Annotated in this window: 21 protein-coding genes; 14 read left to right on the top strand and 7 right to left on the bottom strand. The window is 68.8% G+C overall.

Annotated features, from left to right (window positions below; translation table 11 throughout):
* Window positions 1–294 precede the first annotated feature (294 nt).
* Entirely contained in the window at window positions 295–1,005 is a 711-nt protein-coding gene (locus QC826_RS11160; protein ID WP_279765683.1) for an alkaline phosphatase D family protein, read from the top strand.
* A gap of 161 nt (window positions 1,006–1,166) precedes the next feature.
* Here the strand turns inward: QC826_RS11160 and QC826_RS11155 are convergent, their stop codons facing one another.
* From QC826_RS11155 to QC826_RS11135, 5 genes are all read right to left on the bottom strand, one after another.
* Window positions 1,167–2,759, bottom strand: coding sequence for a PepSY-associated TM helix domain-containing protein (locus QC826_RS11155; protein WP_279765682.1), 1,593 nt, complete (start codon window positions 2,757–2,759; stop codon window positions 1,167–1,169).
* On the bottom strand, window positions 2,756–3,025 hold the full coding sequence (locus QC826_RS11150; RefSeq protein WP_279765681.1) for a hypothetical protein: 270 nt from the start codon (window positions 3,023–3,025) through the stop codon (window positions 2,756–2,758). The genes QC826_RS11155 and QC826_RS11150 overlap by 4 nt, the downstream gene beginning before the upstream one ends.
* Window positions 3,015–3,308, bottom strand: a complete 294-nt coding sequence (locus QC826_RS11145; protein WP_279765680.1) for a hypothetical protein — start codon at window positions 3,306–3,308, stop codon at window positions 3,015–3,017. Before QC826_RS11145 ends, QC826_RS11150 begins: the two co-directional genes overlap by 11 nt.
* 11 nt (window positions 3,309–3,319) lie before the next feature.
* A complete protein-coding gene (locus QC826_RS11140) occupies window positions 3,320–5,497 on the bottom strand; it encodes a TonB-dependent receptor (protein WP_279765679.1) in 2,178 nt (725 codons plus the stop codon).
* Window positions 5,498–5,636: 139 nt separating this feature from the next.
* Window positions 5,637–6,260: a trimeric intracellular cation channel family protein gene (locus tag QC826_RS11135; protein ID WP_279765678.1), complete on the bottom strand. Its 624-nt coding sequence runs from the start codon at window positions 6,258–6,260 to the stop codon at window positions 5,637–5,639.
* Window positions 6,261–6,437: 177 nt separating this feature from the next.
* Here QC826_RS11135 and QC826_RS11130 point away from each other — a divergent pair, with 177 nt between their 5' ends.
* The 6 genes from QC826_RS11130 (at window position 6,438) to QC826_RS11105 (ending at window position 14,765) form a co-directional block, all read left to right on the top strand.
* On the top strand, window positions 6,438–7,325 hold the full coding sequence (locus QC826_RS11130) for an HTH-type transcriptional regulator ArgP (RefSeq protein WP_279765677.1): 888 nt from the start codon (window positions 6,438–6,440) through the stop codon (window positions 7,323–7,325).
* A 363-nt stretch (window positions 7,326–7,688) separates the two neighbouring features.
* Entirely contained in the window at window positions 7,689–8,933 is a 1,245-nt protein-coding gene (locus QC826_RS11125) for an MFS transporter (RefSeq protein WP_279765676.1), read from the top strand.
* Window positions 8,934–8,979: 46 nt separating this feature from the next.
* Window positions 8,980–10,110 (top strand): acyl-protein synthase, encoded by a 1,131-nt coding sequence (locus QC826_RS11120; RefSeq protein ID WP_279765675.1) that lies wholly within the window; start codon window positions 8,980–8,982, stop codon window positions 10,108–10,110.
* A 1-nt stretch (window position 10,111) separates the two neighbouring features.
* Window positions 10,112–12,565 (top strand): acyl-CoA reductase, encoded by a 2,454-nt coding sequence (locus tag QC826_RS11115; RefSeq protein WP_279765674.1) that lies wholly within the window; start codon window positions 10,112–10,114, stop codon window positions 12,563–12,565.
* A 5-nt stretch (window positions 12,566–12,570) separates the two neighbouring features.
* Window positions 12,571–13,848, top strand: coding sequence for a phenylacetate--CoA ligase family protein (locus QC826_RS11110; protein ID WP_279765673.1), 1,278 nt, complete (start codon window positions 12,571–12,573; stop codon window positions 13,846–13,848).
* Window positions 13,845–14,765 (top strand): GNAT family N-acetyltransferase, encoded by a 921-nt coding sequence (locus QC826_RS11105; protein ID WP_279765672.1) that lies wholly within the window; start codon window positions 13,845–13,847, stop codon window positions 14,763–14,765. Before QC826_RS11110 ends, QC826_RS11105 begins: the two co-directional genes overlap by 4 nt.
* Window positions 14,766–14,887: 122 nt before the next feature.
* Here the strand turns inward: QC826_RS11105 and QC826_RS11100 are convergent, their stop codons facing one another.
* On the bottom strand, window positions 14,888–17,473 hold the full coding sequence (locus tag QC826_RS11100; protein ID WP_279765671.1) for a bifunctional aconitate hydratase 2/2-methylisocitrate dehydratase: 2,586 nt from the start codon (window positions 17,471–17,473) through the stop codon (window positions 14,888–14,890).
* A gap of 278 nt (window positions 17,474–17,751) precedes the next feature.
* Between QC826_RS11100 and QC826_RS11095 the strand changes: the two genes are divergently transcribed.
* The 4 genes from QC826_RS11095 to QC826_RS11080 are packed head-to-tail and all read left to right on the top strand — an operon-like array spanning window position 17,752 to window position 21,761.
* Window positions 17,752–18,114: a PepSY domain-containing protein gene (locus tag QC826_RS11095; protein WP_279765670.1), complete on the top strand. Its 363-nt coding sequence runs from the start codon at window positions 17,752–17,754 to the stop codon at window positions 18,112–18,114.
* Entirely contained in the window at window positions 18,111–18,581 is a 471-nt protein-coding gene (locus tag QC826_RS11090; RefSeq protein ID WP_279765668.1) for a DUF2271 domain-containing protein, read from the top strand. Before QC826_RS11095 ends, QC826_RS11090 begins: the two co-directional genes overlap by 4 nt.
* Before the next feature lie 11 nt (window positions 18,582–18,592).
* Entirely contained in the window at window positions 18,593–20,809 is a 2,217-nt protein-coding gene (locus QC826_RS11085) for a PepSY domain-containing protein (protein WP_279765667.1), read from the top strand.
* 46 nt (window positions 20,810–20,855) lie between these two features.
* Complete coding sequence (locus tag QC826_RS11080) at window positions 20,856–21,761, top strand: FAD:protein FMN transferase (protein WP_279765666.1); 906 nt, start codon at window positions 20,856–20,858, stop codon at window positions 21,759–21,761.
* A 70-nt stretch (window positions 21,762–21,831) separates the two neighbouring features.
* Here QC826_RS11080 and QC826_RS11075 read toward each other — a convergent pair whose 3' ends face one another.
* Entirely contained in the window at window positions 21,832–22,044 is a 213-nt protein-coding gene (locus QC826_RS11075; RefSeq protein ID WP_279765665.1) for a hypothetical protein, read from the bottom strand.
* 199 nt (window positions 22,045–22,243) lie between these two features.
* Here QC826_RS11075 and QC826_RS11070 point away from each other — a divergent pair, with 199 nt between their 5' ends.
* The 3 genes from QC826_RS11070 (at window position 22,244) to lnt (ending at window position 26,486) form a co-directional block, all read left to right on the top strand.
* Window positions 22,244–23,308, top strand: coding sequence for an SGNH/GDSL hydrolase family protein (locus QC826_RS11070; RefSeq protein ID WP_279765663.1), 1,065 nt, complete (start codon window positions 22,244–22,246; stop codon window positions 23,306–23,308).
* Between the two features lie 147 nt (window positions 23,309–23,455).
* Window positions 23,456–24,001 carry a hypothetical protein gene (locus tag QC826_RS11065; RefSeq protein WP_279765662.1) on the top strand — a complete coding sequence of 182 codons (546 nt, stop codon included), beginning with the start codon at window positions 23,456–23,458 and terminating at the stop codon, window positions 23,999–24,001.
* 19 nt (window positions 24,002–24,020) lie between these two features.
* Window positions 24,021–26,486, top strand: coding sequence for an apolipoprotein N-acyltransferase (gene lnt, locus QC826_RS11060; RefSeq protein WP_279765660.1), 2,466 nt, complete (start codon window positions 24,021–24,023; stop codon window positions 26,484–26,486).
* Window positions 26,487–26,490: the final 4 nt, after the last annotated feature.

Genomic DNA, 26,490 nt, shown 5'->3' with positions numbered 1-26,490 from the left:
CAAGGCGGCGCGATCCACCGGGACTGGCTTGGCTGTCCATCCAAAGCGCCATCTCGTGCATTCCGCGTTATCGACCTAGTTACCAACTTACCTACCGGAGTCTCGCCATGAAAATCGCCGTCGCCTCGTGCACCAAACTACAGCAGGTCAATCCCCAGCCCGTATGGCTGGAAATCCTGAACGAAAAGCCGGATGTTCTGGTACTGGCGGGCGACAACATCTATCTGGAGCACGACCATCACGACGATCCCGAGCTACTGCGCGCGGAGTTGGACGTCCTGTACAAGAAGCAATTTGCGGAGCCCAACTTCAAAGTCCCTGCTGAGCGACATCCGCGACCGCAACGCCAAGCTGCTCGCCGTCTACGACGACCACGACTTCCTCGGCAACAACCGCTACGGCGGCGACAGCTCCCCGGCGCTGCGCGACGCGGCGCGCGCCGCCTTCGTCCACGCCTTCGGCGCCGACGTCGACGGCGCCAATATCTATCGCAAGCTCAGCGCCGGCCCGGCCGACATCTTCCTGCTCGACGAACGCTATTACCGCACCGAGCCGGCCATCTCGGCCCACGACCGCGACGCCATCCTCGGCGCGCAGCAATGGGACTGGTTGGAGAAGGTCGGCGGCCTCGCGCGCCAATTTTGCCGTGGTGGTATCGAGCACCACCTTCCACCGCTTCGGCGACGAGAGCTGGGAACAATATCCGACCGCCTTCGGGCGCATGCGCGGCCTGCTGCAGGGCCGGCAAGGGGCGATGATCGTCTCGGGCGACGTGCACCGCAACGCGCTGTACGACGACAGCGGCGTGATCGAGGTGGTCAGTTCCGGCGTGGCGCGCGAGGGCTGGTGTTTGGCGCCCCGCGCAAAAACTACGGCATCCTGACCTTCACCGAAGCATCGGTGAACATCGAGCTGCGCGGCCTGAAGGCGGGCGACCGCTACAACGCCACGATCGCGCGCAGCAACTGGCGGCTGGACCAGGCCAGCGACCTGTACAACGGCTGAACGTCCGGCCTGGTTTCTCAAGCTGATCGTCCAAGCTGATCGTTCAAGCTGATCGTTCAAGCTGATCGTTCAAGCTGACGGCGGCCGGAGGTGCAAACGGCGGCGCGCGGCAAGCCGCCGTCATGTGCACCTGTTTCGACACCGTCGGCCCAACAACAGCCTCAGGCCGCCTCTTGCCGCCGCCCCGCTTCGACGGCGCCGGGCGTTTGCAGCGACCACACGCTGTGCGGATCGCCGTGGCGGCCGCGCTGGAGGACGGCGCGGGCCATCTTCCAGTACAAGGCGGCGAAGACGATGGCCACCGCCGCCACGCCGACAATCACGCCGTCGCCGTGCAGCAGCGCCTGCCAGGGGCTGCTGCCGCTGCGCTGCCACTGCGCCAGCGGGATCGCCGCCGTCAGCACCGCGCAGAGCGTCAACAACTCGTGCGCCGCGCGCGCCGGCGGACGCGCGAAGGCCCACGCCACGCAGGCGAAGAACACCGCGTAGTAGCCGCGCTGTTCCCACAATGGCAGCTCGCCCGGCGCCAGCTTGCTCAGCACGAACACGGCGGAGACGCCGGCCACGCAGCCCAGGCAAACACCCAGGGTGGCCTGCGCCATCAAGCGCCCGCTGCGCGGCTGCGCCTGCTGTTGGCGCTTGCGGCGCGCCTCCACCCACAACAGATTGCCGCTGTAGAACAGGAAGGCGCCCGCCATGCCGAGGATGAAGTAGGTCCACTGCACCGCCGCGTGGCCGAAGTTGCCGAAGTGCAGAGCTTGCAGGCTGCGCAGGAAGCGCGTTCCCGCGCTGTACCGCTCCGGCGCCACCACGCGCAACACCCCGCCGTTGCTGGCGTTCAACACCACCGCCGCCTGGCTGGCCACCGTCTCCTGGTGGATTTTCCCGTAGGCCTGCAACTGCGCGTTGGCGTCGCCATGCTGGTGGAACACCATGGTCTCGACCTCCATCCCGGGCGCGGCGACTTGTATCGCCGCCAGCAATTCGGCCGCCGGCAGCGTCGCCGCCGCCACACCGGAGGCGGCCGGCGTGGCGGCCGCAGAAATATCCGCCCCCACCAGGTTGAGCAACTTGCCGTCGAAAACCATGTACTGGAATGGCGCCAACAAGATCACACCGAGCGTCAGCACCGCGCTGCTCCACGCATACATCAGGTGGAAAGGCAGCGACAGGATGCCGATGGCGTTGTGGGCGTCCTGCCACATGCGCTTGATGTTCTTGCCTATCCTCAGCGCAAACAAATCCTTCAAAAACAAGGGCGCATAGATAATCACACCGCTGGCCAGCGCCAGCCCATACAGCACGCAGATCGCGCCCAGCACATAGATTCCCCAGCTGGGCGGGAAACCGGCCGAGTAATGCAGGCGGTAGATGAAGTCCACCAGTTGCGAATACGGCTTGACGTCCTCCAACTGCCCGGCCGCGTTCAGGCGGAAGTGGTGCTCGATCTCCGCGCCGCCCTTGCGCTCCTCGTCCCAATCGAGCGACAGATCCGGCACGTGCTGCGACGGCAGGCGCAGATAGAAGGACTCCTTCGCCTGCGGATGGGCCTTCAGCACCGCCTCGATCAGCGCTTGCGCCCGCGCCGTCGACTCGACCGGCCGCGCCCTCGAGGAGGCGGTTTCCCAGGTCAGCAACTCCTCGTGGAAGATCGTCACCGCGCCCGCATAAAAGGCGATGAACAGGCAGAAGCCCGCCGCCAGCCCCACCCAGGTATGCACCGACATAAAGGTGCGTATGGTCGACGACTTCATCCCGCCACCTTCATCAGGCCGCTTGCCTTGAGGAAATGCAGCGCGGTGTAGCCGACGATGCTCGCGCCGCCCATCCACAACCAGGCCCGCAGGCCGGTCTTGAACAGGAACGCCGCGATCATGGCGCCCACCCAGGCCAAAAAGAACAGCAGCAACAAAGGCAGGGTGGTGCTCTTCTGGTCGTTGCTCAGCAAGGCGATAAAGCCCACCAGCAATACCGACAGGGGGAGTCCGAGAACGGCCGCCGCCGTCGATTTACCCAACATGGCGCGCTCCCGCTTTGGCCGGCTTGCGGCCGTGCAAGCCGGCATCCAGGTACGGCAGCGCCACCAGCGTCGCCATGAAGCCGGCCGAGGCGATGCACACGCCGCACCAGGCGCCATAGGCCGAGGCGGCCGAGGCCACGGCGCCTGCCAGCAAGGGCAGCGCCAGCCAACGCAGCAGCGCCGCCCGCGCCAGCGCGGCGCGCCACAAGGTCTGGTGCGGCGACGCCAGGTACAAGCCGAGCGCCGCCAGGCCGGCCACGCAAATACAGATCCAGTTCATCATCGCGCCCCCGTTCAGATCTTGCCCTGTACGCCAAAGCCGAACTGGCGCGCGCTGCCCAGCGTGACGGCGTAGCGGTCGGTGACGGAGTTCAGATGGTTGGCGGTGATATAGCGGCGGTCGGTCAGGTTGCTGCCGAAGGCGAACAGCGAGACGCCGTTGGCCAGGGTGTAGGAAACCTTGCCGCCCAGGATGGTGTGGCCGTCGTTGCGGTCGACGTTTTCCGGGCCGGTGTAGCTGCCGCCGGTCTGCACCACGTTGCCGTTCAACAGCCAGCGGCCCGGCGTCCAGCTAAAGCCGGCCGACACCGTCTGGCGCGGCGAGCGGGCGAACTGCTTGCCGGTAAAGTCGCCCTGCGGCGAGGCGAAGTCGATGAAGCGGGAGCGCGCCAGGCCCACGGCGCCGAACAGTTCCAGTTGCGGCAGCGCCTTGCCGCGCAGCTCGGCCTCCAGTCCTTGCAGGCGCGAGCTGCCGGCGTTGACGAAGAAGGTGTCCAGCGAGCCACGGCCGACGTTGACCTGCTGGTCCGTCCAGTTGACCCGGTAGGCGTTCAGCGCCAGCATCATGCCGTTGTCCAGCACGCCCTTCAGCGAAGCCTCGTAGTTCTTGGTGAACTCCGGGCCGAAGGCGTTCGAGCCGCGCTGGTAGCTGTAGTCGACGCCGCCGGTGCGGTAGCCGCGCTGCGCCGTCAGGCCGGCCACCCAGCCCGGCAGCAGCGCGTAGCGCAGGCCCAGCTTGGGCAGCCAGACGGCATTGTCGGTCTGCAGGTTCTGCATGCCGTCGGCGCTGAAGATGCCGCCGGCGATCAACTGGCCGACCACCATGCGCGCCAGCGGCGAGGTGCCGTTGGTGGCGCCGGTCAGCACGCGGGTCTGGCGCTCGGCGTCGAAGCGCACGCCGGCGGTCACGGTGAGCCGGTCGATCACATAGTCGAGTTCGGCGAAGGCGGCGCGGGTCTTGGTGTGGTGGCCCTCCAGATTGCCGCGCTTGACGAACTCGGCGCCGTAGGCCGTGTCGCAGGCCGCCTGCACCGGGCACTGCCCGGTCAGGCCCAGCACGTAGGACACCGGCACGGTGAACATGTCGTCGGCGCTGTAGTTCGCGTTCAGATAGTAGACCCCCGCCACACCCTTGAGCGGCCGGCCGAACAGCGCGGTCTCGAAGTTGGCGCGCGCCTCCTGCGAAAACTGGCGGTCGACGTTCTCGCCGGTGCGGTAGCCCTGCTTCAGCTCGGTGGCGTCGTAGTCCTGCACGCGGGAAAACAGATTGTGCGAATAGGTGCTCAGCAATGTGAGGTCGGCGCCGCCCACCTTGAAGGTCTGCTCCAGCGCGGCCGAGCGCGTGTGGTTGTCCGAATTGCGCGCCTCGTTGGACAGGTTCTGCCGCGCCGAGATGGGGCGGGCGACCGCCTCGACCGAGTCGCTGCCCAGGCGCTGCTTGGCGTCGACCAGGGTGAACAGCGCCTGGTAGCGCTCGCCAAACGGCGTCACGCGCAATTTGGCGCGCAGCGTGTGGCCGTCGTCGTGGTTGAAGCGCGGGTCGTTGCGGGTCGGGTTGCTGACGTCGCCGTCGCGCCGGCGCTGCTCGAACGAGACGCGGCCGGCCAACACCTGGTCGACCATGGCGCCGCCGCCGGCCAGCGCCAGGCGGCGCGAATTCTGGTTGCCGGCGCTGAGGCGGTAGCTGAAGTCCGCCAGGTCGGAAGGATCGCGGGTCTTCAACACGACCGCGCCGGCCAGCGAGTTGCGGCCCTGATTGGTCGATTGCGGGCCGCGCAGCACTTCCACCCGGTCGGCGTCCCACACGCTCAGGCTGTTGATCGATTGGCCGTAGCCGTCCTGCGCCACGCCGTCCATCACCAGGGTGATGGTGCGGCCGCCGCCGCCGGTCGGGCCGAGGGCGTTGACGCCGCGTATCGACAAGCCCTCGGCGGTGCCGACGTTGGCCATCTGCGCCGCCACGTCCTCCACCGTGGTGATGCCCGATTCGGCGATCTGGCGGCGGTTGCGCGCGCCGACACTGGCGCTGCTGTCGTTCTCCGTGCGCTTCAGCTTGTCGCCGCTAATCACCACCCGCTCGGGCGCGCCGGCCGGATTGGCTGTTGCGCCCGTCTCCGCCGCCGCCTCGTCCGCGCCTGCCTGCCAACTTGCCATCACGCCAAACAAGGCCAACACCATCACTTTGATACGCATTTTCTTCTTTTCCCCGTTGAATGAGAATCAATCCCAATTACGCGCATTGTAAATGAGAATCATTTTCGCGTGGGAGGAAATTTTATCCTAATGGCATCATTTAATGCCTGGCGGCCCGCACGGGGAAGGCCGCGCCGCCCTACTCGAAGCCGCGCACGCGCGAGGCGTCGAAGTTCGGCAACTGCCAATGGAAGCGCATCGCCAGCAGGCGGAACGCCAGGCCGGCGCCGATCGAGGCGAGCACCGCCAGCGCCGGGTCCAGCCGCAGCCACAGCAGGCCGACGTACAGCGCGCCGGTGAACAGCGCCACGGTGGCGTACAGCTCGCGCTGCAACACCAGCGGGATCTGGTTGCACAGCACGTCGCGCAGCAGGCCGCCGAACACGCCGGTGATCAGGCCGGCCAGCACGACGATGGCCGGGTGCATGCCCTGGGCGCGCGCGATGTCGCAGCCGATCACGCAGAACGCCACCAGGCCCAGGCCGTCGACCAGCAGGAACACCGCGCGCAGGTGGTGCAGGTGGCGCGCCACCAGCGCCGTCACGACGGCCGCGCCGATGGTGAACAGCAGGTATTCCGGGTGGGCGATCCAGCCCAGCGGATAGTGCCCCAGCAGCACGTCGCGGATGCTGCCGCCGCCCAGCGCGGTGACGGCGCCGATCATGCAAATGCCGAACAGGTCCATGCCCCGGCGCATGCCCATGATGGCGCCGGACATGGCCTCGGCGACGATGGCGATCAAATATATGGTGTGTAGCAACATCGATAGACTCTTCGAAGTGAACATTGTTTCAGTGCGTCTGGCCGAACCGGGCGCGCGGCACCCCGCACGCGGCCCAGTCCCGCCGCAAGGCAGCATTGTGCATCGCAGCAGACACATCGTTATCAAAAGTAAGTATTATTTGGGAATGCTAAATTTTTCTTATCTTAGGCCCGCGCGATGAATCTGAACCCGAAACACACCGAGGCCTTCCGCGCCGTCATCGAAACCGGCAGCTTCGAGCAGGCCGCCGTCCAGCTGCACCTGACCTCGCCGGCCATCTCGCAGCGCGTGCGCGCGCTCGAGAGCATGCTCGGCAACGCCCTGGTGGTGCGCAGCCGGCCGGCGCGCGCCACCCGCGTCGGCCAGCGCCTGCTGCAATACCTCAAGCGCGCCAAGCTGCTGGAGGCCGACCTGGAGGCGGAACTGGCGGTGCAAAAGGACGCGCCGCTGACGCTGGTGCTGGCGCTCAACGCCGACTCGGTCGGCACCTGGTTCTTCCCCGCCCTGTCCGAGGTGTTGATCCGCGAGCGCGTGCTGCTCGACCTGACCGTGGAGGACCAGGACCACACCTACGCGCTGCTGGAGACGGGCATGGCGATCGGCTGCATCAGCTCCGAGCCGAAGCCGATGCGCGGCTGCTCGGCCGAGCCGCTCGGCGTGATGCGCTACTGGCTGGTGGCCAGCGAGGCCTTCCGCGCCCGCTGGTTCCCGCAGGGGCTGACGCGCAAGGCGGCGCGCCTGGCGCCGGTGGTGGCGTACACCCGCAAGGACACGCTGCAGTCGTCCTTCCTGCAAAGCCGGCTCGGCCTGCCCGAGGGCGCCTACCCCTGCCACTACGTGCCGGGCGCCACCTCGCACTTCAACGCCATCCGCTACGGCCTGGGCTACGGCATGGTGCCGGAGCTGCTGCTGCACGCCAGCGCCGAGGCCGACGGCATGGCCATGCTGGCGCCGAGCCGGCCGGCCGACGTGGCCCTGTACTGGCACACCTGGAAGGTCCAGTCGCCGCGCATGGAGCAGCTGTCGCGGCAGATCGTGGCGGCGGCGCGCACCAGCCTGAAGTAAGACGGCACGCGCACATCGGCATACGGGGTGGATGCGTTGACATGCGTTTTTCCCTTCCCAACATTGAATGCGAATCATTACCCATAAAGAGATTTATCAAAAAGCATTAAAAGATACCAAAAGTCATATTTCTAATTGACAAAGTATGCATCTCCGCTGTTACACTACTTACTATTCAGTCAATGTTGCCAACCGAGTAAAGTAAAGGAGATGCCCTGGGCATAGCCCCGATATCCCGCGTGCGGCCACCATGAGGGCCGCACGCCCGGCGCCAGCCGGCGTATTCCACAAGAATCGCAGCTGGCTCACTATTCGCAATAGAAATTTGCTTTCCACAATACAAGGCAAGAAATGCATCTCAGAATGTCCCTGTTTTCCCGCTCGCTCGTCCCCATGTCGCCGCGCCATGCCTTGCTCTTTTGCCTGCTGCTGGCCGCCTTTGAATTGCTCACCTATGTCGCCAGCGATGTGGTGATGCCCGCCATGTTGTACGTGGTGCGCGATTTGGACGCGCCGTCCAGCCACGTGCCGCTGGCCTTGAACGCCTACCTGCTGGGCGGCGTGGCCTTCCAATGGTTGATCGGCCCGCTGTCCGACCGCTACGGCCGCCGGCCCCTGCTGCTGATCGGCGCCGCCGGATTCGCGGCGGCCTGCCTGCTCGCCCCTTGGATCAACGACATCCACCTCTTCCAGGGCCTGCGTTTCGTCCAGGGTATCGGCCTGGGCTTCGTCGTGGTGGTCAGCTATCCGCTGCTGCAGGAGAGCTTTCCCGAGACCGACGCGCTGCGCTTGATGGCGATTTTGGCGAATATCGCGCTGCTGTCGCCGCTGCTGGGCCCCTTGCTGGGCGGCCTGTTGCTGGACGTGATGTCGTGGCGCGCCCTGTTCGTCTGCGTCGGCGCTTTGGCCGTCCTGACCTGGCTCGGCCTATGGCGCTTCGCCCCCGAGACCATTGGCGTGCCGCGCACCGAAGGCGGCCAACTGGCCCCTGCGCCCCTGCGCCTGGCGAGCATCCTGGCCAGCTATGGCGAGCTGCTGCGCAATGCGAGATTCATGCAGGGAAGCATGGCGCTGGGCCTCATCAGCATCCCCCTCATCAGCTGGATCGGCTTGTCGCCCCTGCTGCTGATGCGCAATTTGGGCCTGGACGCGATGAGCTACGGCCTGTGGCAGCTGCCGATCTTCGGCGGCCTCATCGCCGGCAACCTGGCCCTCAACTACGCCGCCGGTCGCTTCGACCTGCCTTCCTTGATCCGCCTGGCCCTGCTGCCCATCGTCGGCGGCCTGCTGCTGATGGCGGCCGGCACCCTGGCCAGCGGCCGCATGATGGCCTTGATCCCGGGCATGGTGGTGTACGCCTTCGGCATGGGCATCGGCAACGCCTCGCTCTACCGCCTGACCCTGTTCGCCAGCGCCAGCGGCAAAGGCACCGTCGCCGCGATGCTGGGCATGATTTCCATCGCCATCATCGGGCTGGGCAGCGCCTCCCTGGCCGCTCTGGGCGCCGGCGCCAGCCTGGCGACCTTTGCCTGCGCCGCCAGCATCCCCGTGGGCGTCGCCCTGTGGCCCCTGTGGCGCCTGCTCAAGCAAGAAACCGTCGCCGCCTGACACCCCATTCCACTCGATGCCGTTCCCTCTGTCCTAGGAGTTTATCGTGACTGCACTCCCCCATGTCGATGCGCTCTGCGCCATCGCCTCGCCCTACCGCGCCGATCCAGAGTGCGACCAGCTGTTCCATGCCGCCATGCGCGAGCTGAGCGAATACCATTGCGCGCAAACGCCCGGCTACGCCGAGTGGCTGGCCGCCAACGGTGTGGACCCGCATGCCTTGGCCCAATTGAGCGACTGGTCGACCTTGCCGCCGCTGTTCGCCAACTATTTCAAGCGCCGCCTGTTGCTCAGCAGCTCGGGCGAGGACGCGCTGGAGTTGACCTCGTCCGGCACCACCGGACAAAAAAGTCGTATGCGCTACGACCCGCGCAGCATCGGCGCCGCCCAGGCCATGGTCGACCGCATCTTCGACCACTACGGCTGGAACACGCCGGACACGCCCTGCAACTACCTGCTGCTCAGCTACGAGCCGGCCGGCGCCATCACCCTGGGCACCAGCTACACCGACCAGTTCCTCTGCAAGTACGCGCCGGTCAACCGGGCCGTCTACGCGCTGCGCCACAACGGCCACGGCAACGAGTTCGATCCCTTCGGCGTCATCGGCGCGTTGCAGGAGTTCGCCGAGGAAGGGCTGCCGGTGCGCATCTTCGGCTTCCCGGCCTTCCTCTGGTTCACCCTGGAGCGCATGCGCGAGATGGGCCTGCCGCCTTTGAAACTGCACGCCGACTCGCTGGTGTTCCTCGGCGGCGGCTGGAAAACCCACGCCGACCAGTCCATCCCCAAGGCCGAGCTGTACCGGCGCCTGGGCGAACAACTGGGCATACCGGACCTGCGCTGCCGCGACGGCTACGGCTCGGTCGAGCATCCGGTGCCCTACGTCGAATGCCCGCGCCACCGCTTCCACGTGCCGGCCTACGCCCGCGCCTTCGTGCGCCACCCGGCGACGCTGGCCACGCAGGCCTATGGCGAGCGCGGCTTTTTGCACTTCGTCGCGCCCTTCATCACCTCCGCCCCGGCCCACAGCATCGTCATGAGCGACATGGCCACCCTGCATCCCGGCCACAGCTGCGGCTGCGGCATCGACACCGACTGGTTCGAGTTGCACGGACGCGCAGGCAACACCAAAAGCCGCAGCTGTGCGCTGGCGGCATCCGAACTGATCAAGGAGTCCTGATATGTATCTCGCCCATGGCACACTGCATCCCTCGGCCCAGGCCGAGGCCACCGCGCTGCTGGCCGCCCTGCAGGCGCGCCTGCCCGCCACGCTGGCCGCCCGCTTCGACGTCGAGACGGTGCTTTCCTGCGCCGAAAAATTCGCCGCCGCGCTGGACGCGCAGGCCGACGGCGGCGACATCGACGCCGCCAGCCGCGCCGCGCTGAGCGCCTTTTGCCGGCGCGACGCCCTCGCCGCCAAGCTCGAGCGCGAGCTGGGCGAGGCGCCCTTCTCGCTGCGCCGCATCGGCTACGACCGCCAGCAGTTCGAAAGCTGGCGCCCGCTGGGCCTGGTGGTGCACATCACCCCGGGCAACGCCGCGCTGCTGCCCTTCTTCGCCATGCTGGAAAGCCTGCTGGTGGGCAACGTCAACTGGCTGCGCCCCAGTGGCAGCGACGACGGCCGCAGCGCCCGCCTGCTGGCCGAGTTCCTGCGCCACGACGCGGGCGGCACGCTGGCCGACTACCTCGCCGTGCTGCCGCTGCCGGGGCGCGATCTGAGCGCCCTGTTCAAGCCGGCCGACGCCATTTCGGCCTGGGGCGGCGCCACCGCGCTGGCGGCCATCCGCCTGCAGGCGCCGGCCGGCTGCCGCTGGATCGACTGGGGCCACCGCATCAGCTTCGCCTACCTGGTGGCCGAGGCCGCCGACACGGCGCAGCTGGAGGCGCTGGCCGACGAGGTCTGCCGCCTCGACCAGCAGGCCTGCTCCAGCCCGCAATGCGTGCTGGTCGACAGCGACGAGCCGGAGGTGCTGCGCCGCGTCGGCGCGCAACTGGCGCAGGCGCTGGCGCGCCGCGCGCCGCACTGGCCGGCGCTGGTCCCCAACGAACAGGAGGCCGCCGAGATCAGCACCCAAGTGGCCTTCGCCCGCCTCGACCAGAGCTTCGGCGGCATCGCCGGCCAGATCTGGCAGGAGCCGGGTTGGCGCGTCGTCTGGGCCCACACGCCCGCGCTGGCCGGCTCGCCGCTGTTCCGCACGGTGCAACTGCGGCCCGTGCCGCGCGCGCAACTGGTCGCCGTGCTGCAACCATGGCGCACCCAGCTGCAAACCTGCGGCCTGGTCGCGCCGGCGCGGCAACTGGCCGAGCTGAGCCAACTGCTGCTGGCCGCCGGCGTCAGCCGCGTCGTGCCGCCCGCCGCCATGCACGACGGCTACCACGGCGAGCCGCACGACGGCGTCTACGCGCTGGCGCGCCTGGCCAAGCGGGCCTCCGTCACGCTGCCGGCCAACAACCTGGCCGGCCACGCCACGCTGGACCTGCCGCCGCCGCCGCCGGCCGGCCTGGCGCGGCACGCCATCATGAACAAGGCCGACTTCCAACGCAACGGCGTCAACGAGCGGGCGCAGCTGTTCTTCCGCAGCGGCGGCAGCAGCGGCGAGCCCAAGCTGGCCGGCTTCAGCTACCGCGACTACCACCGGCAAATGCGGGCGGCGGCCGACGGCCTGTTCGCCGCCGGCCTCGATCCGCGGCACGACCGGGTGGTCAACCTGCTGTACGGCGGCGAACTGTACGGCGGTCTGTTGAGCTTCTTCACCATCCTCGACAAATTGTCCGCCACCCATTTCCCCATGGGCGGCCCGGCCACCGAGGATTGCGGCGACATCGCCCGCCTCATCGTCCAGCAAAGGATCAACACCCTGGTCGGCATGCCCGGCACCATTCACCGGCTGTTCGTGCAGCACGAGGCGATGCTGCGCGAATACGGCGGCGTGCAAAAAATCCTGCTCGGCGGCGAGCACCTGAACGACGCCCAGCGCGACTTCCTGGCCGGCTTCGGCATCCCGCTGATCCGCTCGGCCATCTACGGCTCGGTCGACGCCGGCCCGCTGGGCCACGCCTGCGCCGCCGGCGACGACGGCGTGTTCCATCTGATGGCCGAGACGCAGTGGCTGGAAATCGTCGACCCCGAGCACGACCGCCCCGCCGCGCCGGGCGGCGTCGGCCGCCTGCTGTTCACCTCGCGCGCGCGCGAGGGACAAACGGTGGCGCGCTACGAGCTGGGCGACCTGGGCCGCTGGCTGCCCGGCGACTGCGCCTGCGGGCTGCCCACGCCGCGCTTCGAACTGTGCGGACGGTATGGCCAGCTGATGCGCGTGGGCACGGTCTACCTCAATCCGGCCCAGATGGCCGAGCACATCGGCGCCCCCGTCCAGTTCCTGATCGACTACGCGGCCAACGGCTGCGACCGCATCGAGGCGCGGGTGGAGGGCGACATCGAGCAGGCGCGCAGCCGCATGCTGCTGCATCCGATGCTCGAGCAGGTCATCGAGTGCGGCTTGCTGGAGCTGGAGATGGTCGCCAGCGACGCCACGCAGTTCGCGCGCCACCCGCAGAGCGGCAAGACGCCGCTGGTGCTGGACCGGCGCCGGGCCGCCGCGCGCAGCGGCGGCACCGCCAACGTGGTGGAAGGATAGACGGCATGCACCCTCACCTTGACGACCTGGTGCGCCACGCGCGCCAGCACGCGCCCTTTTACGCCGAACTGTACCGCGCGCTGCCGGCCGCCGGCTGGCGCCTGCGGGATCTGCCGCTGATCGAGCCGGCCGACTATTGGCGGCATTCGATGCCGCTGGCATCCTGGCCGGTGTTGACCGGCCCCGTTACCGACGGCCACGTGTTCAAGACCGGCGGCTCCAGCGGCGAGGGCAAGCTGTCCGTCTACACGCGGGCCGAATGGAACGACTTCGTGCGCGCCTTCGGCACCGCGCTGGGCAGCCGCCTGCGGCCGGGCGACCGCGTCGCCAACCTGTTCTTCGCCGGCGACCTGTACACCAGCTTCCTGTTCATCCACAGCGCGCTGGCACTATCGCCCGTGCCGGTCTGCGAATACCCGTTCACCGGGACGATGGAGCCGGCCGCCCTGGCCCAGGCCGTCGAGCTTCACCAGATCAACGTGCTGGCCTGCGTGCCGGCCCAGCTGATGCGCTTCGCCGGCCATCTGGCGGCCGCCGGCCAAGTCCTGCCCGGCGTGGGCACCATCCTGTACGGCGGCGAAAGCCTGTTCGCCGACCAGATCGCGCTGCTGAGGGACACCTTCCCCAACGCGCTGTTCGCCTCGATCGGCTGCGCCAGCGTCGACGCCGGCCTGGTGGGGGCCAGCACGCCCGATTGCGCCCTGGGCGAGCACCGCGTCTTCGACGGCGAGACGATCGTCGAAATCGTCGACGAGGCCAGCGGCCTGGTGATCGACGAGGTGGGCCGCAACGGCGTGCTGGTGGTGACCAACCTGAAGCGTCGCCTGATGCCCTTGATCCGCTATCCGAGCGGCGACCTGGCCGCCTGGTGCGAGCCGGCCGGCGGTGCGCAACGCAAGTTCGTGCTGCGCGGCCGCGCCAGCCAGGGCCGCCGTGTGCGGGTCGGCACGCTGTCGCTGTTTCCGGAGGAAATAGACGGGCTGGTGCGCGAACAGCTCGGCGACGTCCTGTGGCAGCTGGTGATCGGCCGCGCCGACGGCCGCGACCAACTGACCCTGCGCCTGCTGGCCGAGTGCGACATCGACAGCGCGGCGACGGCCCGGCTGCGCGCCGCCCTGCTGACGCGCTTGCCGCCCATCCGGGCCGGCATCGAGCAGGACCAGCTGCGCTTGCTGGTCGAACATGGCCCGCTGGCGCAGGCGCGCTTCCACCCGCGCTCTGGCAAGCTGATGCGCATCGTCGACCAGCGCGACTATGCCGCCGACGCGGAGGGCGCGACATGAGCCAAACGCCGCAAGCCGTCGTTTCCATCCGCGATTTCGCGCCCAGCGACGCGGCGAACGTCAGCGCCTTGTTCCGCGCCGTGTATGGCGACCGCTATGTGTATCCGGACGTCTACCTGCCGTCGATGATCCACCACAACAACGAGCAACAGCTCTGGCAATCGTCGGTCGCCTGCGTCGACGGCGCGATCGTCGGCCACGCCGTCCTGTGGCGCCACCCCGACACGCCCGACTGCGCCGAGCTGGCGCTCAACGTGGTCCACCCGAGCGCGCGCGGCCTGGGCATCGCCACCATCCTGGGGCGCCATCTGTGCCAGCTGGCCGGCAAACAGGGGCTGCGCTGCGTGACCATCAAGCAGGTGTCCTCGCACGGGCAAAGCCAGCGCCTGGCGCAGACGCTGGGCTTCCACACCGTCGGCCTGCTGCTCGACTATGTCGCCTCGCCCTTCGCCAGCACCGGGCGGGAGAGCATCGTGCTGGGCTGCCTGCCGTTGCAGGCGAGCCCGCTGCCAGCGCTGTCGTGGCCGCCGGCATGCCGCGACTGGATCGCGCCGATGGAGCGGCACTTCGGCACCCAGCCGGCCGTCCCCGCCGCGCAGGGGCCGGCCATCGTGGTGGCCAGCCAGGAGCAAAGGATAGAGGTGAGCTTGAACCAGCCGAGCGCGGCCCATCTATCCGAGGTCGCCCGCATGCCGACGGGGCGGCTGATCTACGTCAAGCTGGCCCTGGACCGGCGCGCCCCGGCCGCCATGCAGGAGCTGCACCGGGCCGGCTTCGCCTACGCCGGCGTGGCGCCGCGCTTCGGCCGGGGCTGGTACGGCCTGATGCAACGCGGCTACGAGGAGCAAGAGCTGGAGTTGTGCTGCCCGGTTTCCCGCGCGCTGCACCAAGGCAGCTTGAGGGCCGCGCTGGCCTGAGCTGTTGGCTCCCGCTGCCGCGCGGGCGCGCCGCCCGCGCGCAAAAAAAATCCCCGCCGCGTGGTGCACGCGGCGGGGATGTCAGGCGAGGCGCGACGGCGCTAGCGCGCCGCCGCCCTCAATTACAAGCTGACGGTGTCGGCGACGTCGCTGAATTCCTTGATCTTGTCGAAATTCATGTAGCGGTAGACGTCGGCGGCGTTCTTGTCGAGCGTGCCGATGTTGGCCATGTACTCTTCCTTGGTCGGAATACGACCCAGCATGGCGCAGACCGAGGCCAGCTCGGCCGAGCCGAGGTAGACCTGGGTGTCCAGACCCAGACGGTTGGGGAAGTTGCGGGTCGAGGTCGACATCGCGGTCGAACCCTTGCGCACCTGCGCCTGGTTGCCCATGCACAGCGAGCAGCCCGGCAGCTCCATGCGCGCGCCGGTGCGGCCCAGCGTGCCGTAGTGGCCTTCGGCCATCAACTGCTGCTGGTCCATCTTGGTCGGCGGCGCGATCCACAGGCGGACCGGAATGTCGGTCTTGCCTTCGAGCAGGGTCGAGGCGGCGCGGAAGTGGCCGATGTTGGTCATGCACGAACCGACGAAGACTTCGTCGATTTTCGCGCCGGCCACTTCGGACAGCATCTTGACGTCGTCCGGATCGTTCGGGCAGGCGACGATAGGCTCGTGGATGTCGGCCAGGTCGATTTCGATGACGGTGGCGTACTCGGCGTCGGCGTCCGGCGCCAGCAGCTTAGGATCGGCCAGCCAGGCTTCCATGGCGGCGATGCGGCGCGCCAGGGTGCGCTTGTCTTCGTAGCCGTTGGCGATCATCCACTTCATCAGCGTGATGTTCGAGGTCATGTATTCGATGATCGGCGCCTTGTCCAGATGCACCGTGCAACCGGCGGCGGAGCGCTCGGCCGAGGCGTCGGACAGCTCGAAGGCTTGTTCGACCTTCAGGTTCGGCAGGCCTTCGATTTCCAGGATGCGGCCGGAGAAGACGTTCTTCTTGCCCTGTTTTTCGACCGTCAGCAGGCCCTGGCGGATGGCGTACAGCGGAATCGCGTTGACCAGGTCGCGCAGCGTGACGCCCGGCTGCATGGTGCCCTTGAAGCGCACCAGGATCGATTCGGGCATGTCCAGCGGCATCACGCCGGTGGCGGCGGCGAAGGCGACCAGGCCGGAACCGGCCGGGAACGAGATGCCGATCGGGAAGCGGGTGTGCGAGTCGCCGCCGGTGCCGACGGTGTCGGGCAGCAGCAGACGGTTCAGCCAGGAGTGGATCACGCCGTCGCCCGGACGCAACGAGACGCCGCCACGGGTCGAGATGAAGCGCGGCAGGGTCTGGTGGGTGATGACGTCGACCTTCTTCGGATAGGCGGCGGTGTGGCAGAAGGACTGCATCACCATGTCGGCCGAGAAGCCCAGGCAAGCCAGATCCTTCAGCTCGTCGCGGGTCATCGGGCCGGTGGTGTCCTGCGAGCCGACGGTGGTCATCTTCGGTTCGCAGTAGGTGCCCGGACGCACACCCTGGCCTTCAGGCAGACCGCAGGCGCGGCCGACCATCTTCTGCGCCAGGGTGAAGCCCTTGGTCGAGGCGGCGACGTTGGTCGGCAGGCGGAACAGGGTCGATGCAGGCAGACCCAGCGCTTCGCGCGCCTTGCTGGTCAGGCCACGGCCGATGATCAGCGGAATACGGCCGCCGGCGCGCACTTCGTCGAAGATCACGTCGGACTTGACGGTGAACTCGGAAATGACCACGCCGTCCTTCAGCGCCTTGCCTTCGTACGGACGCAGCTCGATCACGTCGCCCATGTTCATCTGGTTCACGTCGAGTTCGATCGGCAGCGCGCCGGCGTCCTCCATCGTGTTGTAGAAGATCGGAGCGATCTTGTTGCCCAGGCAGAAGCCGCCGAAACGCTTGTTCGGAATGAAAGGAATGTCTTCGCCGGTGAACCACAACACGGAGTTGGTGGCCGACTTGCGCGAGGAACCGGTGCCGACCACGTCGCCGACGTAGGCGATCAGGTGGCCCTTGGCGCGCAGCGCTTCCAGTTGCTTGATCGGACCGACCTTGCCCGGCTCGTCCGCTTCGATGCCCGGACGCGGGTTCTTCAGCATCGCCAGGGCGTGCAGTGGAATGTCCGGGCGGGTGGTGGCGTCCGGTGCCGGCGACAGATCGTCGGTGTTGGTTTCGCCGGTGACCTTGAACACGGTCAGGGTCTGGCTTTGCGGTACTTCAGGACGCGAGGTGAACCACTCGGCGTCGGCCCAGGATTGCAGCACGCCCTTGGCGTTGGCATTGCCCTGGTCGGCCAGTTCCTTGACGTCGTGGAAGAAGTCGAACACCAGCAGGGTCTTCTTCAAGCCTTCGGCGGCGACGGCGCCGACTTCGGCGTCGGCCAGCAGGTCGATCATCGGCTTGACGTTGAAGCCGCCCAGCATGGTGCCCAGCAAGTGGGTGGCGCTGGCGCGCGAGACCAGCGCGCAGGCGATCTTGCCCTTGGCGACCAGGTCCAGGAACTCGGCCTTGACCTTGGCGGCGTCGTCGACACCGGCGGAAACGCGGTAGGTCAACAGATCGACCAGGAACGCGCCCTCGCCTTCAGGCGGGTTCTTCAGCAGGGCGACCAGCTGTTCGGTTTGTTGGGCGGACAAAGGCAGCGCGGGGATACCGAGGGCTGCGCGTTCGGCGACGTGTTGGCGATATTCTTGGAGCATGGATACTCTCACATGTAGGTGGTTTAAGGTTCGGCCCGCATTCGTGCCGGGGTGCCAGTCTACGGCACCCCTCCCCTCCTGATCCTGTCATTTTTTCTACAAACCGAAAAACGACACCGCCAGAGGTCGATGCGACAGTACGGATAATACCACCGATCGGCTCAAGTCTTCTATATGACATAAGAGTAATCTGTGGAAAAACCTGCTGACGGCCTGGCGCGTAAGGCTGGCGTCAGCAGCGGCCGCTAGCATGACGCAAGCCCACCGAGGAGTAAGCGATGCCCCCAATTCGCACGTACTTTGCCCTGGCCGCCCTGGCCGCCAGCGGCGCGGCGTTCTCCGAGGTCAATTGCACGGACCCAATTTCCGACTGGAAACCGCGCGAACTATTGCAGCGGGAAGCCGAACAGCGCGGCTGGACGGTCCAGCGCATCAAGATCGACGACGGCTGCTACGAGCTGCGCGGGACCGACCGCAACGGCAACAAGATCAAGGCCAAGTACGCGCCGGCCTCGCTGCGCATGCGCAGCCTTGCGGTGGACTTCGGCGAGACCGGCGACGCGTCGGACTATCTCGGCCCGCCGCCGGCGGGGCCGCTGCGCCGCCGCACGGGGCCAACATCCAGAGGAGAAATTCAATGAAACACATGACGGCCTACGCCTGCCTGGCGGGCGCCTTGGCGCTGCCCGGCCTGGTCCAAGCGCGCCCGGTGGTGCTCACCACCCAGCTGAAAAGCTACGCCGGCAATGGCGCCTACCTGGCGTTCTATGTCACCGACGCGGCCGGAAAATACAAAAAGACGCTCTGGGTCGCCGGCAAGAAGGCGAAGTATTACAAGCACCTGAGCGACTGGGCGCGCGGCAGCGGGCTCGATACCCGCGAGTTCGACGGGATCAGCGGCGCCAGCGTGGGCAGCGGCAAGACGCTCAAGGTGACGGTCGAGCTGGCCGACACCCTGATCGACGCGGGATATGAAATCCGCGTCGACAGCGCGGTCGAGGACGGCCGCGACAATCCCGCCGATGCCCGCGCGCCGCTGGGCAAACAGGGCGCCGGCAAGCCGGTCGGCGGGCGCGGCTACGTCAAGTCCTTCACCTACGACATGTAAGCGCCGCCAGCATGTTGCGACGGCTCCATTCGCTCCCCGGCCTGGTCAGCGCCCTGCTGGTCGCGCTGATGGGCTTGACCGGCGCCGTCCTGTCCGTCGACCCCGCGCTCGAGCGGCTCGGCACCAGCCTGCCGGCCGGCCTCAGCGTCGCCGAGCTGGCCGGCCGCGTGGCGCGCCACTACCCGGGGGTCGAACAGATCCAGCGCACGCCGTCCGGCGCGATCATCGTCTACTACAGCTCGGGCGACGTGTCGGGCGCCGCGCGGGTCGATCCGGCTAGCGGCGCGGGGCTCGCGCCGTACGCGCCGTCGGCCTTCTCGCGCTGGGTCAAGGAGCTGCACCGCTCCCTGTTCCTCGACACGGCAGGCAGCGCCGCCACCGGCCTGACGGCGCTGACGATGCTGCTGCTGTCGGCCTCGGGCATCGCCCTGCTGCTCAAACGGGTCGGCGGCTGGCGCCGCCTGGCGCGCCCACTGCACGGCAGCCGCAGCCAGCGCTGGCACGCCGCGGTCGCCCGCCTCGCCGCCGCCGGGCTGCTGTTGTCGGCCTTGACCGGCAGCTACATGTCGGCGGCGACCTTCGCCCTGGTGACCGACGGCACGCGCGACGAGCCAGACTTCCCCGCCACCACCTCCGGCGGCGCGCCGCTGCCGGCCGCCCGCCTGCCGGCGCTGCTGGCCACCGAGCTGGCCGACCTGCGCGAACTGGTCTTCCCGCTGCCCGGCGACCGTTCCGCCGTCTACACCTTGCGCACCGCGCGCGGCGACGCCTATGTCGACCAGTCCAGCGGCGCCCTGCTGGCCTATCGCGCCCACAGCGGCGCGCGCGAGGCCTATGAACTCGTCTATCAACTCCATACCGGCGAAGGCATGTGGTGGCTCGGCCTCCTGCTCGGCCTGAGCGCGCTCGGCGCGCCCTGGCTGGCGGCGACCGGCGCGACGGTGTGGTGGCAGCGGCGGCGCGCCAAGCCGCGCATCGCCGGCAACACCCCACTGCGCACGGCCGACACGGTGATCCTGGTCGGCAGCGAAAACAACAGCACCTGGGGCTTCGCGCGGGCGCTGCACGACGCCCTGACGACGGCCGGGCGGCGGGTGCACACGGCGCCGATGAACCAGCTCTCGCCGCGGCACGGCGCGGCGCGCCACCTGTTCCTGTTGACGGCGACCTATGGCGACGGCGACGCGCCCGCCTCGGCCAGCCAATTCCTCGCCCGTCTCGCCGCCATCGCCCCCAACCCGGCCGCCAGCTTCGCCGTGCTCGGCTTCGGCGACCGCCAGTTCCCCAAGTTCTGCCAGTTCGCCCTGGACGTCGACGCGGCGCTGGCCGCGCGCGGCTGGCGCCGGCTGTGCGCCCCGGCGACGATCGACCGCCAATCGACGCAGGAGTTCGCCCGCTGGGGCGCCGCCGTCGGCGCCCTGCTCGGCCACCCGCTGGTGCTCGAACACGCGCCGGCCCATCCGCCCACCACCGCCCTGCAACTGCGCGAACGCGTCGACTATGGCCGCGAGCAGCAGGAACCCACCGTGGTGCTGCGTTTTGTCGCCGCGCCGGCGCCGACGCCGGGATGGCTGAACGGCCTGCTGGCGCGGCGGCGCCTGCCCCGCTTCGAAGCCGGCGACCTGGCCGGCATCATCGCGCCAGGCAGTCCGATGCCGCGCTTCTACTCGCTGGCGAGCGGTTCCAACGACGGCGTGCTGGAAATTTGTGTGCGCAAGCAGCCGGCGGGCCTGTGTTCGAGCTACCTGCACGGACTGCGGCCGGGCGACCGCGTCGAGGCCTTCATCCAGCCCAATCCCCGCTTCCGCCCGACCTCCGGCAAGGCGCCGGTCATCCTGATCGGCGCCGGCACGGGGATCGGACCGCTCGCCGGCTTCATCCGCAACAACAGCGGCAAACACCCGATGTACCTGTACTGGGGCGGCCGCGATCCGGACTCCGACTTCCTCTACGAACCGGAACTGCGCGACTATCTGGCCGACCGCCGGCTGACCCAGCTGCACACCGCCTTCTCGCGGATAAAGGACGGCGTCCGCGTGCAGAACCGCCTGAGCGAGGATGCCGACAACATGCGCCGGCTGATCGAAGACGGCGGCCAGGTGCTGTTGTGCGGCAGCCGCGCGATGGCCGACAGCGTCAGGCAGGCCATCGACCAGATTCTCGCCCCGCTCAACTTGACCGTGCAGGCGCTGCGCGACGACGGAAGGTATCGTGAAGACGTTTTCTGAACAGCCGTCGGCGCCCCCGCGGCGTTACAGCCTGAACGGCGCAACCATGGGGACACGCTACAGCGCCGTGTTCTACGCGCCCGATGAAGTGGATCTGGCGGCCATCGACGCCAGCCTGTTCGCCGCCGTGGACAAGGTCGACCGGCAAATGTCGACCTGGAACCCGGCCTCCGACCTGTGCCGCCTCAACGCGGCCCCCGAAGATGTCTGGCTGGCGGTGCCGCCGGAGCTGGCGCATGTGTTGGATGCCGGACTGCGCGTCGGCCGGCAATCGGCTGGCGCCTTCGACATGGGGCTTGGCCAACTGGTCGAGGACTGGGGCTTCGGCCCGGCGCAACGCACACCGTCGGCGCAACTGGCGGCACGGCGGCAAGACGCCTACCGCCCGGCCGGCGACATACTCGACGTCGACTTGGCGCGCCGGCAGGTACGCAAGCGGGCCCCGCTCGCGCTCGACCTGTCGGCCATCGCCAAGGGCTACGGCGTCGACCAGCTGGCGCACTGCCTCGATGGCCACGGCGTCACCAGCTACCTGGTCGGCATCGACGGCGAGATGCGGGCGCGGGCGGCAAAGCCCGACGGCGCGGCCTGGGCGGTGGCGATCGAGAAGCCGGTTTTCGGCATCCGCGAGGTGGCCGGCGTGATGGAGCTGCACGACACGGCGATCGCCACCTCCGGCGACTATCGCCGCTGGGTCGACGTTGCCGGCGTGCGCTATGCGCACACCATGCATCCGGCCCTGCGCCGGCCGTTGTCGAACCAACTTGCCGCCGTCACCGTGCTGGCGCCCACCTGCATGCTGGCCGACGCCTGGGCCACCGCGTTGATGGTGCTGGGCCCCATCGACGGTGTCGCTCTGGCCAGGAAGAAGGGCATGGACGCGCTGTTCGTGCTGCGCGACGGCGCCGGGTTCCAAGAGATATTGGTCGGCGGGGACGCGCTGCAGCCCTGAGTGCCCCCCCCGCTCACCGGCCCGTCGGAAACGAGGCCGGCCGCGCGGCAAAAACCCGCCCGGCCCGGCCTCAGGTCTCGATGATGACCTTCAGCGCGCCCGTGTCGACGATGGCGTGGCCGGTGCCGGAGCTGCGCACCACCACATGCCGACACGCCGAGCATGGCGGGCTTGCGGCACATGTTCTGAACAGTCCCGGTCCCGCCACGGTGTCCGATGAACTTGCTTGGGCGTGGCCGGACAGCTGTGGCTGCGCCGCGACAAAATATCCTCCCTTGGCCATTTTCTGTTGTCCTGGCGAGCCAAGCCGCGGCCAAGCGGACACAACAACTAGTCGCTTTGCTAACATGAACTGTTTGCCAACCACACGTTGTGCGGCCGGGTTCCTGTGCGTCATAGCGTGAGTGAAGAAGTCACCTACAACTGCCACCTAGAAGATCGATGATCGGAGACATGCTATGCACACTCGCTTTCGGTATTCCTTGCGCAAGTTACTGCCCGCGCTCGCACTGCTCGCCCTGGGGGCGCAGGCGGCGGCCAGCACCCTGAACCAAAACGTCTCGTGGACCATCGACCGGCCCGGCACCAGCAGCAAGTACCGCGTGGTGGCCTACGGCGATTCGATCTACGCCGGCTACAACGGCTCCGTCACCAGCGCGGCCAAATACTCGGCGCCGACGGTCGACGCGGAATACCTCTCGGCGCAGTGGAACGCCGGCATCGAAAGCGTGCGCCGCACCAAGTCCGGCGCGATCGCCTCCGACGTGTACAGCAACAAGATCGTCGCCGAGCGCTCGTACATGCAAGCGAGCAACACGCGCGTGGTCACCTTCGAAATGTGCGGCAACGACGGCCTGCAAGCCCGCACCGCCTTCAAGAGCCAGGAAGGCAGCTGCGACTACAGCGTGCTGACCGCAGCCGAGGCCGCCTGCAAGACCTATGTGACGGCGGCGATGGACTACATCAACGCCAACGCCTATGCCGGCGTGAAGACCAAGGTGATCTCCAATCTGCACTACCCGGGCTATACCGCCGACAATACGCAGAGCTCGTGCAAGGACCCGTCGAGCGGCGCCACCGTCAAGATGCAGGACAGGTTCCTGCTCTCCATCGCCAGAATCAACCACATGATGTGCGACGTCGCCCGTCAAAAAGGCTTCATGTGCGCGGACAACTTCGCCCAATACATGGGCGCCGACTACGACGCCAACGGCGACGGCAAGATCGACGCCGAGGCGCTGCGCTATGTCGCCGGCGAAAGCCAGTCCAGCTATGTGAACCGGGTCAGCTCGACGCTGCGCTCGACCATCCGCGACGCCAACACCCATTTCGTCTCGGCCAGCAGCAGCTACGACTACATCCAGTCCGACGACACCCACCCGAGCTACACCGGCAGCACCGTCACCGCCGGCCTGTGGGGCGGCAGCAGCGGCAACGGCGCCGCGCGCTACAGCTCTTTCGCCAACGGCAAGAACCCGATCTGGGACCAGTACGGCCACGAGCGCATGGGCTGGGCGGTGTCGATCTTCAACGCGGCGGCGCCCTGACGGCCGCAGCCCGCCCGCCCCTTGGCTAAGCCACCACCCACCAAGCAGCCGCCGGAGCGTAGCGATACGGCCGGCGGCGGTCGCGCTTGGCGCTCCAACCCCGCCTATCTGGCCCTCGCGCTGCTGCTCGCCGTTGCCGGTGCCGGCTTGCTGATCTTCCTAACCATGCCATCCGACTCCGACTCCGGCGCCACCGCGCCGGCCGCGCCCGGCACAGCGGCAGCCGCCACGGCGGCGCCGCCGCCCGCCCCGCTTGCGCCGCACGCCGCCGCCGCGCCGCCGCCCGCGCCGGAAGGCGACGCCGACCCGACGCGCGACCTGAAAAGCTATCTGTCCCGTGGCGAGAACCCCAGCATGGCCGAGGTGATCGAGCGCCTGCACGAGCGCGGCGTGCATAGCGGCCTGGGGGCGTTTTCGCCGCCGGGTACGCGGCCGCCCCTGGTCGGCCTGGCGGTGCCCGAGGACTTCGCCCTGCCGAAGGGCTACGTGCGCCACCACCAGGCGACCGACGACGGCCAACGCATCGAGGCCATCCTGATGTTCGCCCCCGACTTCCAACTGCTCGACGCCAACCAGCAGCCGCTCGCCATGCCGAGCGACCGCGTCGTGCCGCCGGAGTTGGCCCCGCCCGGACTGCCGATCCGGCGCATCACCCTGCCCGCGCCGGTGCCGACGGCCAACGCGGGCCGTTGACAAGGACGAGGCAGCCACCTTGAAGCAAACCACCCATCCCGCCGCCGGCATGGCCGTCGGCGTTCTCGCCAGCGCGGCCATGTCGGCCCTGTACGCCAGTGGCGGACTCGGCTACTTGCTGGGCTTCGTGCTGCTGGTGCCCTGGTTGCGCGCGCTGGACGCCCGCCGCACGCTGGCCGGCACGCTGGCCTGCGCCTACGCCATGTCGCTCGCCTTCACGGCGGCCGTCTTCGCCTGGCTCGGCAGCGCGCTCGGGCGCTACACCCAGGTCGGCGAAACGGCCGGCCTGGCCGTGCTGCTGCTCGCCGCGCCGCTGTTCCAGCCGCAGTTCCTCGCCTTCGCGTTGGCGCGCCATCTGGCCGGGCGCCGCCACGGCCCGCTGCTGCGCGCGCTGGCGGCGGCGGCGGCTTGGCTGGCGGCCGAATGGCTGCTGCCCCGGCTGCTCGGCGACACGCTCGGCCACGGCCTGTACCCCTCGCGGCTGCTGCGCCAGGGCGCCGACGTGGGCGCCGGCGCCGGCCTGACGCTGCTGCTGTTGCTGGCCAACGAGGCCGTCGCGGCGGCCCTGGCGCGGCGCGGCGACGGCTGGCGCGCCGTCGCCAAGCCGCTCGCGCTGGCCGCGCTGCCGCCCCTGCTGCTGGCGGGCTACGGGCTGGCCGCGCTGTCAGGTGGCGGCGGCGCCGGCGCCGCCGCGTCCGGCGGCAAGCCGCTGCGCATGGGGCTCATCCAAGCCAACATGGTCGACTACGAGGGCCAGCGGCGCCTGCGCGGCGGCTACGCCGTGGTGCGCGAGGTGCTCGACCGCCATTTCGCGATGAGCTACGACGCCGTGGTGCGGCAGCACGCCGACGCCGTGCTCTGGTCGGAGACCGCCTACCCCACCACCTTCGGCCAGCCGAAGAGCGAGGCCGGCGCCGAATTCGATCGCGAGATCCTCGCCAACGTCGCCGCCGCCGGCGTGCCCTTCGTCTTCGGCACCTACGACCGCGACGGCGCCGGCGAATACAACGCCGCCGCCTTCGTGCAGCCCGCCAGCGGCCTGCTGGGTTTCTACCGCAAGACGCGGCTGTTTCCCTTCACCGAGTACCTGCCGGCCTGGCTCGACCGGCCGGCGCTGCGCCGCCTGCTGCCGTGGACCGGCGCCTGGCGCCCCGGCAACGGCGCGCGCGTCTTCCCCCTGCGCCTGGCCGACGGCCGCGAGATCCCGGTGCTGCCCATGATCTGCCTCGACGATGTCGACGCCGGCCTGGCCATCGACGGCGCCCGCCTGGGCGCGCAGGCCATCCTGACCATGTCCAACGACTCCTGGTTCAGCCTCGACCGCCAGGGCGCGCGCTTGCACCAGGCGGCGGCGGCCTTCCGCAGCATCGAAACACGGCTGCCGCAATTTCGCGTCACCACCAACGGCTACAGCGCCGTGATCGACGCCAGCGGCAGCGTGCTCGCCGGCACCGGCATGGGCGAACCGGCGCTGCTGGTCGCCGACCTGGAGCTGCGCCGGCCCGCGCCGACGCTGGTGGTGCGCTGGGGCGACTGGGTCGGACCGGCCGCCGCCGCCTTCCTGCTGCTGCTGGCGGCCCTCGCCGCGCGGCGGCCGCAAGCCGGCCATGCGCCGGCGGCGGACCAGCCCGCCATGGCGTTTCCCGTCAAGGTCGCGCTGCTGCCGCCCGCCGCGCGGCTCGCCGCCGGCCTGTTGCGCGCCGTGGCGCGCGTCGGCCTGCTCGGCATGTGCCTGGCGCTGCTGCGCGACGATACGCTGCGCAGCAACACGCTGGCGCAGATCCGCCTGTTCGCCGGCCTCGTCCTTGCCCCCGAGGCCGCCGCGTGGTGCGTGCTGCTCGCCTTCGCCGCGCGCGCCACGATAAGCGACGGCAAGCTGGTGCTGAGCCGTGGCGCCCAGCGCATCGAGCTGGCCTTGGGCGACATCGGCGCGCTCGACTTGTGGCGCCTGCCGGTTCCCGGCCCCGGCCTGGCCTTGCGCTTGGCGTCGGGCCGGCGCTGGCGCTACGGACTGGCGCTGGCCAGGCCCATCGCCCTGGCCGACGCCATGGCCGGCGCCGGCGGCCCGCCGCTGGCGCCGCGCGGCGGCGCCATGCTGTACGCGTATGCGCAGGCGCGCCAGGCGCTGCGCCGCTGGAAGCTCGACCATCCGCTGAGCAAATTCGTCCTGTTCCCGCTCGCCCTCGCCATTCCGGCCTTCCACCTGCACCAGCATATCGCCTATGGCAGCGCGTTCGGCGAATACTACAGCTACGGCCTGAAGGCCTATCTCGGCGCCTTCATGCTGTGGTGGGCGGCCTGGTCCATCGGCGTGGTGCTCAGCGCGGCGCTGCTGCGCGCGGCGATCGAAGCGGCAACGTTGCTGGTGGCGCTGCTGCGGCCCAAGCGGACCGTCGACATCCGCCGCTGGCTGGAGCGCGTCGGCCGCGCCGCGCTGTACCTTGGCCTGCCGATGTGGTTGCTGCTTAAGCTCTACGGCAAGTAGGCGG

Origin of the sequence: Rugamonas sp. DEMB1 (assembly GCF_029834475.1) — a bacterium.
GTDB classification, from domain to species: Bacteria; Pseudomonadota; Gammaproteobacteria; order Burkholderiales; family Burkholderiaceae_D; genus Rugamonas; species Rugamonas rubra.
The sequence above is the reverse complement of the archived record's forward strand: the minus strand, read 5'-3'. Positions and strand labels throughout refer to the sequence as shown.

Bases quoted from the DNA above. Each gene is read 5' to 3' on its own strand.
- QC826_RS11155 (WP_279765682.1), bottom strand. From the start codon at position 2,759: ATGAAGTCGTCGACCATACGCACCTTTATGTCGGTGCATACCTGGGTG.
- QC826_RS11150 (WP_279765681.1), bottom strand. From the start codon at position 3,025: ATGTTGGGTAAATCGACGGCGGCGGCCGTTCTCGGACTCCCCCTGTCG.
- QC826_RS11145 (WP_279765680.1), bottom strand. From the start codon at position 3,308: ATGATGAACTGGATCTGTATTTGCGTGGCCGGCCTGGCGGCGCTCGGC.
- QC826_RS11140 (WP_279765679.1), bottom strand. From the start codon at position 5,497: ATGCGTATCAAAGTGATGGTGTTGGCCTTGTTTGGCGTGATGGCAAGT.
- QC826_RS11135 (WP_279765678.1), bottom strand. From the start codon at position 6,260: ATGTTGCTACACACCATATATTTGATCGCCATCGTCGCCGAGGCCATG.
- QC826_RS11130 (WP_279765677.1), top strand. From the start codon at position 6,438: ATGAATCTGAACCCGAAACACACCGAGGCCTTCCGCGCCGTCATCGAA.
- QC826_RS11125 (WP_279765676.1), top strand. From the start codon at position 7,689: ATGTCCCTGTTTTCCCGCTCGCTCGTCCCCATGTCGCCGCGCCATGCC.
- QC826_RS11115 (WP_279765674.1), top strand. From the start codon at position 10,112: ATGTATCTCGCCCATGGCACACTGCATCCCTCGGCCCAGGCCGAGGCC.
- QC826_RS11110 (WP_279765673.1), top strand. From the start codon at position 12,571: ATGCACCCTCACCTTGACGACCTGGTGCGCCACGCGCGCCAGCACGCG.
- QC826_RS11105 (WP_279765672.1), top strand. From the start codon at position 13,845: ATGAGCCAAACGCCGCAAGCCGTCGTTTCCATCCGCGATTTCGCGCCC.
- QC826_RS11100 (WP_279765671.1), bottom strand. From the start codon at position 17,473: ATGCTCCAAGAATATCGCCAACACGTCGCCGAACGCGCAGCCCTCGGT.
- QC826_RS11095 (WP_279765670.1), top strand. From the start codon at position 17,752: ATGCCCCCAATTCGCACGTACTTTGCCCTGGCCGCCCTGGCCGCCAGC.
- QC826_RS11090 (WP_279765668.1), top strand. From the start codon at position 18,111: ATGAAACACATGACGGCCTACGCCTGCCTGGCGGGCGCCTTGGCGCTG.
- QC826_RS11085 (WP_279765667.1), top strand. From the start codon at position 18,593: ATGTTGCGACGGCTCCATTCGCTCCCCGGCCTGGTCAGCGCCCTGCTG.
- QC826_RS11080 (WP_279765666.1), top strand. From the start codon at position 20,856: ATGGGGACACGCTACAGCGCCGTGTTCTACGCGCCCGATGAAGTGGAT.
- QC826_RS11075 (WP_279765665.1), bottom strand. From the start codon at position 22,044: ATGGCCAAGGGAGGATATTTTGTCGCGGCGCAGCCACAGCTGTCCGGC.